This is a genomic window from Streptomyces sp. NPDC029956 (assembly GCF_055574655.1).
In genome coordinates this window covers 218,339-234,513 of the sequence record NZ_JBVHZJ010000007.1, presented here as the reverse complement: position 1 = coordinate 234,513, position 16,175 = coordinate 218,339, and the positions used below count along the sequence as shown (strand labels likewise).

General features: G+C 71.4%; 12 protein-coding genes and 1 tRNA gene. 9 read left to right on the top strand and 4 right to left on the bottom strand.

All coding sequences use genetic code 11. From position 1 onward, the window contains the following. Nucleotides 1-390 (top strand): transposase (locus ACZ4XX_RS08295; RefSeq protein ID WP_468507130.1); only part of this gene is annotated, 390 nt, incomplete at its 5' end. A gap of 644 nt (nucleotides 391-1,034) precedes the next feature. Beyond that, nucleotides 1,035-5,711: a glycosyl hydrolase family 18 protein gene (locus ACZ4XX_RS08290; protein ID WP_468507129.1), complete on the top strand. Its 4,677-nt coding sequence runs from the start codon at nucleotides 1,035-1,037 to the stop codon at nucleotides 5,709-5,711. Between the two features lie 361 nt (nucleotides 5,712-6,072). Here the strand turns inward: ACZ4XX_RS08290 and ACZ4XX_RS08285 are convergent. Both ACZ4XX_RS08285 and ACZ4XX_RS08280 read right to left on the bottom strand, forming a co-directional pair. Continuing rightward, nucleotides 6,073-6,146 (bottom strand) — tRNA-Pro (locus ACZ4XX_RS08285). Between the two features lie 53 nt (nucleotides 6,147-6,199). Beyond that, complete coding sequence (locus ACZ4XX_RS08280) at nucleotides 6,200-6,349, bottom strand: hypothetical protein (protein ID WP_468507128.1); 150 nt, start codon at nucleotides 6,347-6,349, stop codon at nucleotides 6,200-6,202. Nucleotides 6,350-6,434: 85 nt separating this feature from the next. On the opposite strand from ACZ4XX_RS08280, the gene ACZ4XX_RS08275 reads away from it, so the two are divergent. Then, nucleotides 6,435-6,989 (top strand): DUF309 domain-containing protein, encoded by a 555-nt coding sequence (locus ACZ4XX_RS08275; RefSeq protein ID WP_468507127.1) that lies wholly within the window; start codon nucleotides 6,435-6,437, stop codon nucleotides 6,987-6,989. 21 nt (nucleotides 6,990-7,010) lie between these two features. On the opposite strand, the gene ACZ4XX_RS08270 is transcribed toward ACZ4XX_RS08275, so the two are convergent. Further along, nucleotides 7,011-7,439 (bottom strand): DUF488 domain-containing protein, encoded by a 429-nt coding sequence (locus tag ACZ4XX_RS08270; protein ID WP_468507126.1) that lies wholly within the window; start codon nucleotides 7,437-7,439, stop codon nucleotides 7,011-7,013. Nucleotides 7,440-7,468: 29 nt separating this feature from the next. After that, nucleotides 7,469-8,167, bottom strand: a complete 699-nt coding sequence (locus ACZ4XX_RS08265) for a TetR/AcrR family transcriptional regulator (RefSeq protein ID WP_468507125.1) — start codon at nucleotides 8,165-8,167, stop codon at nucleotides 7,469-7,471. Between the two features lie 201 nt (nucleotides 8,168-8,368). On the opposite strand from ACZ4XX_RS08265, the gene ACZ4XX_RS08260 reads away from it, so the two are divergent. From ACZ4XX_RS08260 to ACZ4XX_RS08235, 6 genes are all read left to right on the top strand, one after another. After that, nucleotides 8,369-9,184, top strand: coding sequence for a phosphatase PAP2 family protein (locus ACZ4XX_RS08260; RefSeq protein WP_468507139.1), 816 nt, complete (start codon nucleotides 8,369-8,371; stop codon nucleotides 9,182-9,184). Continuing rightward, entirely contained in the window at nucleotides 9,181-10,413 is a 1,233-nt protein-coding gene (locus ACZ4XX_RS08255) for a DMT family transporter (protein ID WP_468507124.1), read from the top strand. Before ACZ4XX_RS08260 ends, ACZ4XX_RS08255 begins: the two co-directional genes overlap by 4 nt. Nucleotides 10,414-10,579: 166 nt before the next feature. Next, nucleotides 10,580-11,587: an SPFH domain-containing protein gene (locus ACZ4XX_RS08250; protein WP_468507123.1), complete on the top strand. Its 1,008-nt coding sequence runs from the start codon at nucleotides 10,580-10,582 to the stop codon at nucleotides 11,585-11,587. Beyond that, nucleotides 11,584-12,483 (top strand): hypothetical protein, encoded by a 900-nt coding sequence (locus ACZ4XX_RS08245; protein WP_468507122.1) that lies wholly within the window; start codon nucleotides 11,584-11,586, stop codon nucleotides 12,481-12,483. Before ACZ4XX_RS08250 ends, ACZ4XX_RS08245 begins: the two co-directional genes overlap by 4 nt. A 316-nt stretch (nucleotides 12,484-12,799) precedes the next feature. Next, nucleotides 12,800-13,666, top strand: coding sequence for a GNAT family N-acetyltransferase (locus ACZ4XX_RS08240; RefSeq protein ID WP_468507121.1), 867 nt, complete (start codon nucleotides 12,800-12,802; stop codon nucleotides 13,664-13,666). 786 nt (nucleotides 13,667-14,452) lie between these two features. After that, nucleotides 14,453-16,147, top strand: coding sequence for a S8 family serine peptidase (locus tag ACZ4XX_RS08235; RefSeq protein WP_468507138.1), 1,695 nt, complete (start codon nucleotides 14,453-14,455; stop codon nucleotides 16,145-16,147). Nucleotides 16,148-16,175 lie beyond the last annotated feature (28 nt).

The following is a 16,175-nucleotide window of genomic DNA, read 5'->3' as shown; positions in this document are numbered from 1 at the left end:
CACCGGGCCGAGGAGTTCAAGAAGTTCCTCATCAAGCTCGACAAGGAAGTCCCGGCCGCTCTCGAGATCCATTTGGTGCTGGACAACTACGCCACCCACAAGACCCCGGCGATCAAAACCTGGCTCCTGGCGCATCCCCGGTTCCACCTGCACTTCACGCCCACCGGATCGTCCTGGCTCAACCTGGTCGAGCGATGGTTCGCCGAGCTGACGAACAAGCAGATACGGCGAGGCGTTCACAAGACCGTTCAGGCCCTGGAGCAGGACATCCGGACCTGGATCGCGGCATGGAACACCGATCCAAAGCCCTACGTCTGGACCAAGACCGCAGACGAGATCCTGGAACGCCTCGCCTCTTATCTGAACAGAATTCCTGACTCAGAAGACTAGGTCCTGTCGTCAAACTCCCGTCGTCGCCCGAAGGGCGGCCCCGCGGCGTCAGGTGCGTGCTCTCGGCGCACCGGGCACAAGTCCTCGTACTGGAGTACCCGGGCTTGCGCCCGGTGCGGCGAGAGCGCGTGCATGGCGTCGCGGGGCAGGCGGGAGTTTGACGACAGGGCCTAGACCCGCCTGGTTGCCGATGCTTGCGGTGAGTGGCCCGGCCCTGGCAGCCCCGCCTCCTGCGGCTCCGCCCTTTCGCCGCCGCCCAACTCGTCGCCGCCGGCCGCCGCCGCGTCCTTCTCCTTGCCGGACACCGGCCCTGGACCGACGTGATCACCGACGCCCTGGGCCGGCTCTACGCCCTCCCGGCCCCGGCTGACCCGCACCTACCCGCCCCTGCGGGCAGAACAGAGGCCCACCGCAGCTGTGGAACCCGGCGCCCACCCGACGCGACAGCCGCGTGCCCAGCCGTGCCCGGACTCCGATGTCACGACGAGAACTCGCCACAGGGCGCGTGGCGAGCTGACGGATCCTCATGAACGCTGGAGGCTTGCGGTCGAGAACCATGCACCTTCCAACGATTCACTCGTTCCCGATCTGTTGAATGAGAAGAGGGACTCTTGTTCCGCCGATTAATCTCCACAGTGGCGGTGATGGCCGGGTTGACGGCGTCGCTTGTCGTTCCGGCCGCCGCCACCGACTTCCCTCCGGCCACCACGCCCCTGATCACCTGGAACATGCAGGGTGCCGACAACAAGGCACAGAGCGGCAGCAAATGGACCACGGTCCAGCGGCTGGCGTTGCAGGTGCCGATCCTGATGCTTCAGGAGGTCGGCCCGCACCCGCCTGAGAACAGCGACGCACAGCCCGACCAGACCTTCACCACGACCGACAGCCAGGGCGGTACGCATCAGTTCACCGTGCTGCACCGGACCTGGATCGTGGACAGCGGTTACCGCAGCACCATCCCGACCCGTGAGGTCTACTTCCTGCAGACCGCCGACGACGCGACCAACCCGCGCCGGATCGGCGGCCGGGTCAACAACGCGCTCGTCCTCAGCGAGGCGCCCGACGAGTTGATCGTCGTCGGCAACCCGATCGACGCCGGCCGGAACGCGCTCGGCGCGCGGTTCGGCAACGAGTGGTATTTCACCGTGCACGGCCTGTCCGGCGGTGGCGGCGACTCCGGGACGCTGCTGGACGCCATCGACGACCGGATCGAGAGCCTCGGGAACCAGCGTGGCGTCACCTACAACGCGACGGTCGGTGGCGACTTCAACGTCGAGCCGGAGGTCCTCGAGGAGCGGACGAGCTTCCCGCCGACCATGCGGATCCACGGCTCGGGGCAGGGGACCCACCAGGAAGGTGGTGAGCTGGACTACTTCGTCACCACCCACTTCGCCCACGCGCTGACGGTCTCGGTCCGGCCCGAGGGCAACTCCGACCACCGGCCGACCCAGTCCGGCCGGCTCAACGCGGGCGGCACCAGCCCGCCGCCCGGCCCCAGCCCGTCGCCCGGCGCGATCGACGAGCTCCGGGTGATGCCGACCGGTGACGGGATCACGGCCGGCGTGCACAGCACCGACGACGGTGGCTTCCGGGACTACCTGAAGGCCATCCTGGGCGGCCTGACCACCGTTGCGGTGATCGGTGGCACCGTGGCCGAGCTCGTCTTCAAACGCACGGACTTCGTCGGTGAGCTGAAGAACGGCAAGCGGGGCGACCCCGACCACATGGGGTTCGACGGCAAGGGCGTCGACGCCATCAAGGCCGAGTCGATCCCCGCGCTGCGGACACTGCGGCCGAACCTGATGACCCTGGTCGCGGGCACGGCCGACCTGGCCGGTGGTGCCGACGGTGCGGCGACGGCCGGGAAGATGCGGAACTTCCTGGACGAGATCCACCGGGCCTCGCCGACGACCACGGTCCTGCTCGGGACCCTGCCGCCGTCGACGAACCCGACGTACCAGGCCCGGATCGACGCCTACAACAGCGAGCTCCGCACGATCGCCTACGCCAAGATCAAGGGCGGCGCACGGCTGGTGCTGGTCGACCTCGGGGCGGTCACCCCGCAGGACATCACCCACGAGATCTACCCGACCGACGCCGGCCACCGGAAGATCGCGGACGCCTTCGCCGAAGGCGCTCGGATCGCGGTCCTGCAGCGCATGATCAGCGGCCGCTCGTACGTCTGGGAGCCGATCGGCAAGATCCGGGACGCCGCAGCGGCCGGTTCGAAGATCGCGTTCCCCGACCTGAACGGCGACGGCAAGGCCGACTACGCGGTGGTCGGTACGGACGGCAGGGTGACCGGCTGGCGCAACGACGACCCGCGCAAGGCCGCCGTCTCGCTGGGCGACATCAGCCCGACCGACCGCGGGACCGACCCGGACCGGGTCTACTTCGCCGACCTGGACGCTGACGGCAAGGACGACTACATCCGGATCCTGTACCCGCCCGACTCGCCGACCGGCATCCCCGCGATGCGGATGGCACGGAACACCAGCAGCGGCGGCAAGATCAGTTGGGACAGCCCGACGATCGTCGCGAACAACCTCGTCTACGAGCCGGAGCTGTACTTCACCGACATCGACGGTGACGGCCGCGACGACCTGATCACGCTGGACCGGATGAGCTTCCCGACCGCCTGGCAGAACAAGGGCAAGGGAATGCCGACTCCGGGCGGCTGGGAGAAGGTCGAGGGTTTCGGCACTCCCGGGGAGGCTCGCGGCGCGCAGGTCGCCTTCGCCGACATCACCGGTGACGGCAAGGCCGACACGGTCCGGGTCGAGTTCACCACCGGTGAGGTCCGGGCCTGGCAGAACACCGGCGCTCCGTGGAGCGTCACCAAGGGCTGGAAGTCGCTGGGCGTGATCCGCGCGGACGATCCGTTCCAGGGCACCGTCGGGACCTTCGCCGACCTGGACGGCGACGGGATCAAGGACTTCGCCATGATCCGCTCCGGTACGACGGCGAAAACCGCCGTCAAGGCGGCCGTGGCGAGTGATGCCGGTGACATCGAGGGCTGGCTGGTGCCGAGCTACGGCGATGGCAGCCGCAGCGACGGCGGTGCCGGTGATCTCGGTGTCAACGGTGGTGCCGGTGACCCGATGGAGTCGCACCCCGGTGGCGACGACGGCGGTCCGCGGCCGGGTGCGTCCGGCGACTGCCGGCCGGACGGTCTTGCGGCCACACCGGGTGTGGCGACGCCGTACTGCAAGGTCTATCAGAGCGACGGCCGGGAATGGCTCGGCCAGGGCCGGGACCGCCGGGTCGTGGGCTACTTCAACGGTGGTCGCACGGGCGCCGACGGCACGCCGCACTACCTGGTGAAGAACATCCCGTGGTCGAAGGTGACCCACCTCAACTACGCGTTCGCGTCGGTGGAGAACAACCGGATCGAGGTCGACTCGAACGCCACCCAGAGGGAGTGGCCAGGCGAGGTCGGCGCCGAGATGGATCCCTCGTTGCCCTACAAGGGGCACTTCAACCTGCTGACGAAGTACAAACGCCTGCACCCGCGGGTGAAGACACTGATCTCGGTCGGTGGCTGGGCCGGTTCCGGTGGCTTCTACGCGATGACCACCAACGCCGACGGCTCCGTCAACCAGGGCGGGATCGACACGTTCTCCAGCTCGGTCGTGGACTTCCTGCGGACCTACGGGTTCGACGGCGTCGACATCGACTTCGAGTACCCCACAGTCCTCGAGGACACCGGCAATCCGACCGACTGGGCGGTGTCGAACCCGCGTCGCAAGGGTCTGCCCACGACGTACGCCGCGTTGATGAAGACGCTGCGGGACTCGCTGAACAGGGCTTCGGTCGCGGACAACAAGTACTACCTGCTCACCTCGGCTTCGTCGGCCTCCGGCTATCTGGCCCGCGGGATGGCGAACCAGACCGCTCTGGACCACCAGGACTTCACCAACCTGATGGCCTACGACTACCACGGCACCTGGAACGACGTCGTGGGTCCGAACGCGGCGCTGTTCGACGACGGCAAGGACCCGGAGCTGTCCGATCAGTACGCCACTCCGGAGTACGGGAAGATCGGGTACTTCAACACCGATTGGGCGATGAAGTACATGCGTGGCGCGATGCAGGCCGGGCGCGTCAACATCGGCGTGCCCTACTACACGCGCGGCTGGCGGAACGTCACCGGCGGTACGAACGGTCTGTGGGGCACGTCGCGGAAGCCGAGCGGCTGCGAGCCGGGAACGGGCATCAAGCGACCGTGTGGTGACGGTGCCTTCGGCATCGACAACATCTGGCACGACGAGACCAACAACGGCAGCGAGCTCGGCTCCGGGACGAACCCGCTGTGGCACACCAAGAACCTGGAGAGGAACATCACGCCGGTCTACGCACGGAGCGTCGGGCTGAAGCCGGAGACCGACGTCACCGACCGGCGCACGGGCCAGTACACCCGGTACTGGGACGACACCACGAAGACGTCGTGGCTGTGGAACGCCGAGAAGAAGGTCTTCCTGTCGACCGAGGACGAGCAGGGCATCGACGCGGTCACCGATCTGGTCAAGTCGACCGGTGCGGGCGGCGTGATGATGTGGGAGCTCGGCGGCGACTACTCCTGCCCGGCGGACGTCCAGCCGGACACCCCGTGCGGGATGGGTTACACGCTGACCACCCGACTGAACGAGAAGCTGGGCAATATCGGCGCCTATGACAACAGTCTGCGCACCGGCAGCAGTGGTGCCGCGCCGACGGTGACCGCCAACCTGAGCGTCGAGATGGTCGACTACCCGACCGCCACGGCGAACCTGTGGCCGTTGCAGCCGACCGTCCGGATCACCAACAACACCGGGCGCACGCTCGGGGGCGGCAAGGACACGAGACTGTCGTTCGACATCCCGGCTTCGACGTCACCGCTGGTCAAGGACGCCGCCTGGCAGACCGGTGCCCAGGGTGGCCAGTGGAAGCTGGCGCCCGGTACGACGTTCCACCGGGTCAGCACGACACTGGACTACTGCCAGATCATCCCGGCCGGGAAGTCGCTCGACCTGCCGATCATCTACTTCCTCCCGATCACCGGTCCGGTGAACACGAGCCTGTCGATCGGCGGTACGGCGTACGCGCCGGTGAACGACAACCTCAAGGGACTCGGTACGGCGACCCCGCCGACCGGTGGCTGCAGCGCCGGGACCTGGGATGCGACCAAGGTCTACTCCCCGGCCGGCCAGCCGATCGAGCAGACCACGGTCACGTACAACGGCAAGGTCTGGAAGGCCAAGTGGGAGACGAAGGGCAGTGCCCCGGGCACCGGGGCCGACGCCGACCACGAGCCCTGGAAACTGATCGGCAGCGCCGGCTGACCGTTCTCAGCCACCCAGCCTGACACTCCACGGCTTGATCAAAAAGACGGAGAGTGCTTCTGACCTGAACTGATGGAACTCCTATGGGGTCCTGTCGGCTGCACGGGCAGAAGCACTCTCCAGGTGAGCAAGCGTTTCGGCCTGTACCTGCGTGTTCGTGTCGAGGACGGTGGCTCCACGGCACCAACGCCTAGAGCGAGGCCGTGGAGAAGGCCCTCACCCTGGCCTGTGCCACCGCAACCCTCATCTTTGGAACAGTCACGTGCGGCTGGTCCCCAGCTGGTCCCCGAAAACGATCGAGGGGCCATTTCAGATTGCTCTGAAACGGCCCCTGACCTGCGACTACGAGGCGAACCTCTAGTCGGGACGACAGGATTTGAACCTGCGACCCCTTGACCCCCAGTCAAGTGCGCTACCAAGCTGCGCCACGTCCCGATGCGCGTCTCTTCGGGGTTTCTCCCGCGTCGGCGTGCAGGGAAAACATTACCTCACTCCGGACGGTGGGCTGACGCACGGGCTGTCACCGCGCCGCGGGCGGTGGCCAGGGACGTTGCCTCGGCGAGAGCGGTGGCCGAGCCCGTCGCGTGGGCGAGCTCCAGGCCGGCCCGGGACTCCTCACCCACAGGAGCTGCAGCCATGACCGGCCCGCGCGACCCACGCGGTCCGACGTGCGGTGGACCGCCGAGCCCGGGCCCTGTCGGCCCCGGGAGCGACAATGGACGGGTGAACCGGACAGCGAGTGACCGCGGCAGGGATCGCGACGAGGAGGGGCGGGCCCGTAGCGCGCGGCCCCGCGACGGGCTCGGCCGGCCGCTGCCGTACGGCGCCGAGGGCGTGCCCCGGCAGCCCGAGGGTGTCGTCCGCACTCCCGCGGAGACCCTGCGCGAGGCGCAGCGGCTGCTGGACGCCGGGATGCCCTTCCACGCGCACGAGGTCTTCGAGGACGCCTGGAAGTCCGGCCCCGAGTCGGAGCGTGACCTGTGGCAGGGCCTCGCGCAGCTCGCGGTGGGCCTGACGCATGCCGCCCGCGGCAACACGGCGGGCGGGGCGCGGCTGCTGCGGCGCGGCGCCGAGCGTCTCGCGGGCGGGTCGGGAAGCCTGGAGGCCGCCACGGCGTACGGGATCGATGCGGGCGGACTCGCTTCGTGGGCACGGGAGTTGGCCGACCGCGCCTCGGCGGACAGCGAGGCCGCAGGAGGGGATGCGTCCGGAGCCGCCCACCCGGCCGTCGTCGACGCCGCGTCGGAGGCGCCCCGGCTGCGACGCGACCTGGCCTGAGGGCTACGCCCGCACCTACGCCTAAGCTCCCGCTCCCCTTCCCGCCCCCGGGTCGAGTTCCCGCAGCAGGACCGACGTGTGGCTCACCGACGGGTCCTTGGCCGCCGTCAGGAGGGTCACTGTCTCCTTCGCCGCGAGGGTCTTCAGTCGGTCGAGGGCCGCCGCCGCGTCGGGGGCCTCGAGTTCGGCCTCGTAGCGCCGGCGGAACTCCTCGTACTCGCCCTCGGTTCCGTGGTACCAGCGGCGGAGTTCCGTGGACGGCGTGAGCGCCTTCGGCCATTCGTCGATGTGGGCGTCGGTCTTGGCGAGTCCGCGCGGCCAGAGCCGGTCGACGAGGACCCGTACGCCGTCGTCCGGCGAGGGGGTCTCGTAGATCCGGCGGACACGGACACGAGGGGCGGGCCGGACGGACCCGGTGGGCTCTGCGGGCTGTGTGGGCTCTGCGGGCATGGGTCCAGCCTGACGGACCGGCCCGCGACTCACCCCTCGACGCGCAGTGCCGGAAGGAGGACGGCGTCGACGAAGGTCCGCATGGTCGAGGCGTCCGTGAAGCGGTCCTCGAAGAGCCGCTCGATGCGGAGCATGCCCAGGAAGCAGGGGGCGACGAGGCCGATGGCGGGGTTGTCGGCGTCGATCTCGCCCCGCTCGACCGCGCGTGCCATGACCGCGTCGATGGCCGCGACTTCGGGGGCGATGACGGTCTCGCGGAGTGCGGCGCGCAGGTCTGGGTGCTGGATGAAGGCCTGGGCGACGGCCTCCATGAGTTCGGCGTCGCGCTCGCGGTGGGAGGCGGCGATCCGGCCCGCCTCGCGCAGGTCACCGGCGAGGGTGCCGGTGTCGATGCCGGTGAAGACGGTGCAGCGGCGCTGCGCGAGCGCGGCTGTGACGAGCTGCGGCTTCGTGCCCCACTGCCGGTAGAGGGTGGCCTTGCCGCACTTGGTGCGGGCCGCGACGCCCTCCATGGTCACCGAGTCGTATCCGCCCTCGCGGAGCAGGCAGAGCACGGCGTCGTACAGCTCGGTCTCGCGCTCCGGCGTGATCTTGCTGCGGCGGGCGGCCGCGGTGGCGGCCTCCGTGGACGCGGATCCCGGCGTGGATGCGGACCCTGGCGTGGACGCCGACGCCGCCGTGGACGCCGACCCCGACATGGACGCTGCTGTGGACGCGGACGTGGACATCGATCCCTCCCGGACACCTCTGTCTCTGCACATACGAGAGTAGGGGGTGCACAATCGAGACGCAAACGTATCGAGACGCTTGCGTCTCGATGAAATCGGATCTAGGCTCACTCCGTTTGTTGGCGATTTGACGGATTAGAGGGCCGCGCGATGGCTGCCGGGATACGCGGGATACGAGGACCACGTCCTGCCGGGTCGGGGCTGCCGCCTACCCCCGCCCCCTCCGCGCTCGACGGGCACGGGAGCGGCGAGGGGGACGGAGGCGAGTCCGCCAGACCGCCCCTCCTGCGCGAGCTCGCGCTCGTCACCGCGCTCTTCCTCGTCTACAAGTTCGGCCGGCTCTTCGCCAACGGCCACGAGTCCCGCGCCTTTCGTAACGCCGACCGCGTCTGGGACGCCGAGCGCGCGGTCCACCTGCCGGGCGAGGGAACGATCCAGCAGCTGCTCCTGCACGGCGAACCGCTGATACGGGCTGCGAACACGTACTACGCGGCCGTGCACTTCCCGGCCACGCTCGCCTTCCTCGTCTGGCTGTATCTGCGCCGCCCCGCCCACTACGTGTGGTCGCGCCGCGTCCTGGCGCTCGTCACCGGCGCCGCGCTCGCCCTGCACCTCCTGATGCCGCTCGCGCCGCCGCGGATGCTCGCGGCCAGCGGGCTCGTCGACACCGCCCGGGTCTACGGCCCCTCGGTGTACGGGGCGACGCCGGAGACCGACTCGATGGCCAACCAGTTCGCGGCCATGCCCTCGCTGCACTTCGGCTGGGCCCTCATGGTCGCGATCGGACTGATCGCCGCCACCCGGTCCCGCCTGCGGTTCCTGTGGCTGCTCCACCCGCTGTTCACCCTGCTCGTCATCGTCGGCACCGCCAACCACTACTGGTTCGACGCGCTCGCCGCCGCCGCGCTCCTCGGTCTCGCCCTGCTCGCCGTCCGCGCCCCGGGCCGCCGGACGGCGCCCCCACCCGTACCCCGTCAGGCCGGTACGACCCCTCTCCCGGTCGGAGCCCTCCGATGAACCCCGCCACCGGCACCGTCGTCGCGGTGCTCCTCTCACTCGTCTCCGCCGCCGGTTACGCGCTCGCCGCCGTCGCCCAGTCCCGGCTCGCCGCCGCCTCCCCCGTCCAGGACGGACGCGGGGCGCTGCGCGCGCTGCTCGCCCGCGGGCAGTGGTGGTCGGCGGTCGGCCTCAACGCCGCCGGAGCCCTCGCCCACGTGGCCGCCCTGCACTACGGGCCGCTGACGCTCGTCCAGCCGCTCGGCGCGCTGACCCTGGTGGCGGCACTGCCGCTCGGCGCGTACGCGGCACGGCGCCGGGTGACCCGCACCGAGTGGCGCGGGGCGCTGTGGACCCTGGCCGGCCTCGTCGGACTGGTCGCGGTGACCGGCCCCACCGAGCCAGGCGAGGCGCTCAGCCTGCGCGAGTCCCTGGTCGTCGCCGCGGCGACGGCGCTCCTCATCGTCGCGCTCGCCTCGGGCCGACACGCGCCCAAGGGCCACGCACCTCGCGGACTCGGGCACGCCACGGCCTCCGGGATCGCCTCGGGCGTCGCCTCCGCGCTCACCCAGACGCTGACGGCCGCGTTCGCGCTCGAACTCCCGGGCGGCAAGCCGGCCTGGTGGCAGACCGCGCTCCTCGCGGTGCTCATCTCGGGCTTCGCGACGGGCGGTCTCCTGCTCTCCCAGGCGGCCTACCGGGGCGGCCTCGCGGCGCCGCTCGCCGTGGTCAACCTCTCCAACCCGGCCGCCGCCGCCATCATCGGCGTCGCGTTGCTCGGTGAGTCGTTCCGCGCGGGCGCGTGGGGCTGGCTGGTCGCGGCCGGCGCGTCGCTCGTCGCGGCGCGGGGCGTGGTGCTGCTGACGAAGGGGGGCTCCCCGGAGGCGGCACCGGCCACCCACCCCGAGCCGGAGGCCGTATCGGCGCCGGCGCCTGTGCCGGTGTCGATTCCGGTGCCTGCCCCCGTGCCTGTGCCGGCGCCTGTGCCGGTGCCTGTGCCGGCGCCTGTGCCGGTGCCTGCGCCCGATCCCGCCACGCCGTCCGGGCCCGGGAAGGCGGAGTCCACGCGCGCGCGTACGGCTGCCCGGTGGACCGTCCGGTCGGTGCCGGCGCCTCGTTCGACGGACCTCTCCGGCCACCGTTCGACCCGACCGGATCCGGCCACGTCCGAGCCGAGCGCGCCCCGGCTCGACCTGCCCGACCTGAACGCACCGGACGCCGAGCCGGCACACGCGCCGGCGGCGGGCTGAGGACCGCTCACACACCGAGGCCGCACACCGAGGCCGCACCCCGAGACCGCACGCCACGGCTGCACACGGAGGACCGGCAGGACCCGCGGATCGACCTTGAATTCGTCATCTTGACGAAAACCCGGCGATCCCCCTATCGTCAGCATGACGACAAGGGGGTTTCTTCATGGCCGACATCACCCGGCGGGCCGGCTGGCGCCATCTGCGCTCCGCACCCACCGCGCACATCCGCCACCAGCGCGGCGGCAGGCTCGTGCACGACGGCGAGGGACTGAGCTTCTGGTTCCGCCCGCTCACCGCGGCCCTCTCCGAGGTCCCGGTCAACGACCGCGAACTGGCCATGGCCTTCCACGCCCGGACCGCCGACTTCCAGGACGTCAGCGTCCAGTCCACCGTCACCTACCGGATCGGCGACCCGGCGGCCGCCGCCACCCGGCTCGACTTCTCCATCGACCCCGACACCGGCGCGTGGCGCGGCACTCCGCTGGAGCAGATCGCCACCCTCCTGACCGAGACCGCCCAGCAGCACGCCCTCGACGTCCTCGCCCGCACCGCGCTGGCCGAGGCGCTCGTCGACGGCGTGGCGGCGGTACGGGAGCGCGTCACGGCCGGGCTCGCGGCCGAGCCCCGCCTGCCGTCCACCGGCATCGAGGTGGTCGCCGTCCGGGTGGTCGCGATCCGCCCCGAACCCGAGGTCGAGCGCGCCCTGCGCACGCCCGCCCGCGAGCAGATCCAGCAGGAGGCCGACCGGGCCACGTACGAGCGCCGCGCGGTCGCCGTCGAACGCGAGCGCGCCATCGCGGAGAACGAACTGGCGAGCCAGATCGAACTGGCCCGCCAGGAGGAGCGGCTCGTCGAGCAGCGCGGCACCAACGCCCGTCGCGAGGCCGAGGAGAACGCCGCCGCCGACGCCGTACGGGCCGAGGCCGAGGCCGTACGGAAGGTCCGCCTCGCGCGGGCCGAGGCGGAGGCGGCGCGCGAGGTCGGACAGGCGCGCGCCGGGGCGCAGTCCTCGTGGCTGCGGGCGCACGCCGAGGTGGAACCGGCCACCCTGCACGCCCTCGCCGTGTCCCGCGCCGCCGAGAACCTGCCCCGGATCGAGCACCTGACGCTCTCGCCCGACGTCCTGACGGGGCTGCTGGCCAAGCTCGGCGAGGGCGGGGCCCGGTCGTGAGCCTCGCGCCGCGCGCGGTGCTCGTGCACCGGACCACGGAGTACGAGGAGCTGCTCGCCCGGCACGGTACGCACGGCCAGGCCGCGTTCTTCCTCTCCGCGCGCGGCCGCTCGGTGGACGCCGTGCGCGAGCGCCACGAGCGCACCCACCGGGCGCTGGCCGAGGTGGCGGCCGCGGTGCCCCTGGCCTGGCGGCAGACCAGGGTGGAGCGCGCCGATCTGGACCGGTTCCTGTTCGGGCCCGAGGACGTGGTCGTGGTGGTGGGGCAGGACGGCCTGGTCGCCAACGCGGCGAAGTACCTCACCGGGCAGCCCGTCATCGGGATCGACGCCGACCCGGGGCGCAATCCGGGCGTCCTGGTCCGGCACCGGGCCGACCGGGCGCGGCGCCTGCTGCCGTACGCGGCGGGGGCCGGGGCGACGGTGGACGAGCTGACGATGGTGGAGGCCGTCACCGACGACGCGCAGCGGCTCCTGGCGCTGAACGAGATCTACGTCGGGCCGCGCGGCCATCAGACCGCCCGGTACACGCTTGATCTCGACGCGACGGAGCTCCCGCCGGAGGCCCAGGCCTCGTCCGGGGTGCTCGTCGGCACCGGCACGGGAGCCACGGGCTGGCTGCGGTCGCTCTGGGAGCAGCGGTCCAGCGCGCTCACGCTGCCCGCACCGGCGGATGCCCGGCTCGCCTGGTTCGTCCGCGAGGCGTGGCCGTCCCCGGCGACCGGAACGAGCCGCGTCGAGGGCCTTCTCGACCCGGGCCAGGGGTTGCGCCTCACGGTCGAGTCGGACCGGCTGGTGGTGTTCGGCGACGGCGTCGAGTCGGACGCGCTGGAGCTGACATGGGGTCAGACCGTGTGCCTCGCGGTCGCGGGGCCGCGCCTCCGCCTCGTCCACTGACGGCGGCACCCGGGCCGCCGACGACAGGGCACCGAGCCCGCGGCCGGAATCGATCGGCCGCGGGCGGGGGCGGTCGCGAAGGGAGCTATGCTCGGCGCGCTTTGCCCGATTTTCCGCAGGCCTTCTGTGCGCGTTTCACCCGGTTACGCATCATGCGCCGTCTCCAGTGCCCCCTCCTCCAGCTCCTCCTCGCAGTCCCCCCGCTTCCAGGTGTCCGGGCCCGCCTCCCCGGACCCGGTTCCCGGGGACCCGGTCTTCCGGCCTCCCCGTCTCCCGATCGAGTACGCGTCCGCTCCCGGCTGTTGAAGGGATCCCCATGACCTCCGCCTCCTCCGGCCGACTGTCCGTCTCCCCCGCCACGGAGCGGGACTGGGCGCTCGTGCGCACCTGGGCGGCCGAGGAGGGGTGGAACCCGGGGCTCTCGGACGCCGCCCCGTTCTTCGCGCAGGATCCCCGGGGGTTCTTCCTCGGCCGGGTCGACGGGGAACCCGTATCAGCCATTTCGGTCGTCACCTACGACGACGCGTACGCGTTCCTGGGCTTCTATCTCGTACGCCCCGAACTCCGTGGCCTCGGTCACGGTCTGGCCACCTGGCGGGCCGCGCTCGCGCACGCCGGTGACCGGTCCGTCGGGCTCGACGGGGTTCCGGCACAGCAGGACAACTACCGGCGCTCCGGCTTCGCGCCGGCGTACCGCACGGCGCGTTACGTGGGCGAGGTCCCGGCCCCCGACGCCCCGGTGACCGGTGTGGTGCCCGCCGGGTCCGTGGACCCGGCCGCCCTCGCCGCGTACGACAACGCCTGCCATCACGCCGACCGGCCGCGGTTCCTGGCCGCCTGGCTGGCCACGCCCGGCCATCGTGCGCTGGTACGGATCGTCGACGGACGTCCGGCCGGGTACGGGGTGGTCCGGCCGGCGCAGGACGAGGCGCGGGTGGGGCCGCTGTTCGCGGACTCCCCGGCCGACGCGGCCGCCCTGCTCGACGCGCTCGCCGCCGAGGCGCGGGAGTTCGGTGCGGCGCGGATCGCGGTCGACATGCCGGAGTCGAATCCGGCGGCGGCGCGACTGGCCGAGGAGCGGGGCCTGGAGCCGACGTTCGAGACGGCCAGGATGTACACGGGCCCGGTCCGCCCGGTGGCACGCGAGCGCGTGTACGGGGTGACGACGCTCGAACTCGGCTGAGGCCGTGCCCGTCCGGGCCGCGCCCGACCCCGCCTCGCCACCGGCCGACCTGCCGTCTGCCGTCTGCCGTCTGCCGTCTGCCGTCTGCCGTCTGCCGTCTGCCAACCGCACCCCACCTGCCACCCGCCGATCGCCACCTGCCGTAGACGGCCCTCGGCGGCGCTCGGAGCCCTTCGGCGACCTCGTGGTGGGGGCACCCTCGGACTTCCGTCGAGAGGTGTGTACCTTTCCCGTTGAGCAGGTACGTACCTGGCCGCTGAAACGCGCCTGCTCCGGACTGCCGACCGGGCGTACTCCCGCCGCTCGGTACGCGTGTGACGTGGCGCCGACCCACGTGCCCGCACCCCCGGTCGCACCTCCCCTCACCGGACCCCGCCGCCCCGTGAGGGGTGACAAGGGTTTTCCCCGTATCGGGTTCACCCCCCCGTTCCCTACTGTCCTCCGCACCGGCAGATATCATCCCCCGACCGCACCCTGTCAGGTGCATGCGGAGGGCGGCATCCGCCGGGGACGGCCTTGACCCGGGCCGTCGCGCCGGTGGCGGCGCACGGGCCCCCCAGCCCAGGGAACACCGGTTCGCGACCCCACTTCGCCCCTGTGTCCCGCGCCGCCGCCACTGCTCCGCAGCTACGTCGTACTCGAAAGGGCCACACCTTGAACGGTTCCAGGCGGAGAGTCATATCCGTGGTCGCGAGCGCCGCGATCCTCGGCGCCGCTGCCACGACCGGGGCGATCGCCGCCGCCCCGGGCGCTGCCACCCCGAAGCCCGCACCGGCTTCGCAGACCATGCGGGCGCTCCCCAGCGCCCCGGTCGAGAAGGTCATCGTCACCTACAAGAGCAAGGCCGCCGAGGCCGGCTCGAACACCGCCGCGAAGAGCGACACGGCCGAGAAGGCCGCGAAGACGGGCGAGAAGCTCTCCTTCGAGCGTCGTCTCGCCGGCGGCGGCGCCCTGGTCGACCTGGGCGACAGCGCCACCAAGCAGGACGTGACGGAGGTCATGGCCGCGTTCCGCGCCGACCCGTCCGTCGCCTCGGTCGAGCCCGACATCCGCGCCTACGCGATGGCGGTCACGCCGAACGACACCGACTACGCCAAGCAGTGGGACCTGTTCGAGCCCACCGGTGGCATGAACGTTCCTGCGGCCTGGGACAAGACGACCGGCTCCGGCGTCACCGTCGCCGTCATCGACACCGGCTACGCGGCCCACTCGGACCTCGCGACCAACGTCGTCTCCGGCTACGACTTCATCTCGACCTCCGCCGACGCCCGCGACGGCAGCGGCCGTGACGCGGACGCGAAGGACGAGGGCGACTGGAACGCCACCGACAACGAGTGCGGCACCGGCTCCAAGGCCTCGAACTCCTCCTGGCACGGCACCCACGTGGCCGGCACCATCGGCGCCGTCACGAACAACACCAAGGGCATCGCGGGCATCGCGTACAACGCGAAGATCCAGCCCGTGCGGGTGCTCGGCAAGTGCGGCGGCTCGTCCGCCGACATCGCCGACGCCATCACGTGGGCCTCCGGCGGCACCGTGCCGGGCGTCCCGGCCAACGCCACCCCGGCGAAGGTCATCAACCTGAGCCTGGGCGGCGCGAGCGCGACCTGCCCGAGCGTCTACCAGACCGCGATCAACGGCGCCGTCTCGCGCGGTACCACCGTCGTCGTCGCCGCGGGCAACAGCAACGCCAACGCCTCCGGATTCACCCCCGCGAACTGCGCGAACGTCATCAACGTGGCGTCCACCAGCCGTGAGGGCAACCGGTCGTACTACTCCAACTTCGGCGCCATCGTGGACGTGGCCGCGCCCGGCGGCGAGACCCGCCGCTCGACCGACACGCCCGGCACCGTCACCACCCCCGAGAACGGCATCTACTCCACGCTGAACTCGGGCGCGACCACCCAGTCGGCCGAGAACTACAAGCCCTACCAGGGCACGTCGATGGCGGCGCCGCACATCGCCGGCCTCGCGGCCCTGCTGAAGTCGGCCAAGAGCACCCTCACCCCGGCCGAGATCGAGTCCGCGATCAAGACCAACGCCCGCCCGCTGCCCGGCACCTGCACCGGCGGTTGCGGCACCGGCATCGCCGACACGGCCAAGACGGTCGACGCCGTCACCACCACCCCGCCGGCCGGCACCGTCTTCACCAACGCGACCGATGTGACGATTTCGGACAACGCCACCGTGTCGTCCTCGATCGCCGTCACCGGCCGCACCGGCAACGCTCCCGCCGCCCTCAAGGTCGGCGTGGACATCAGGCACACCTGGCGCGGGGACCTGGTCATCGACCTGGTCGCCCCCGACGGCACGGTGCGCAACCTCAAGGCGTCCTCCTCCTCTGACAGCGCCGACAACGTCCTGACCACGTACACGGTCGACGCGTCGAGCGAGGTCGCCAACGGCACCTGGAAGCTCCAGGTGCGCGATGTGGCCACGGGTGACACCGGCTACATCAACTCGTGGAGCCTGACCTTCTAAGGCACCACCGCTCCACCACCGAACCACC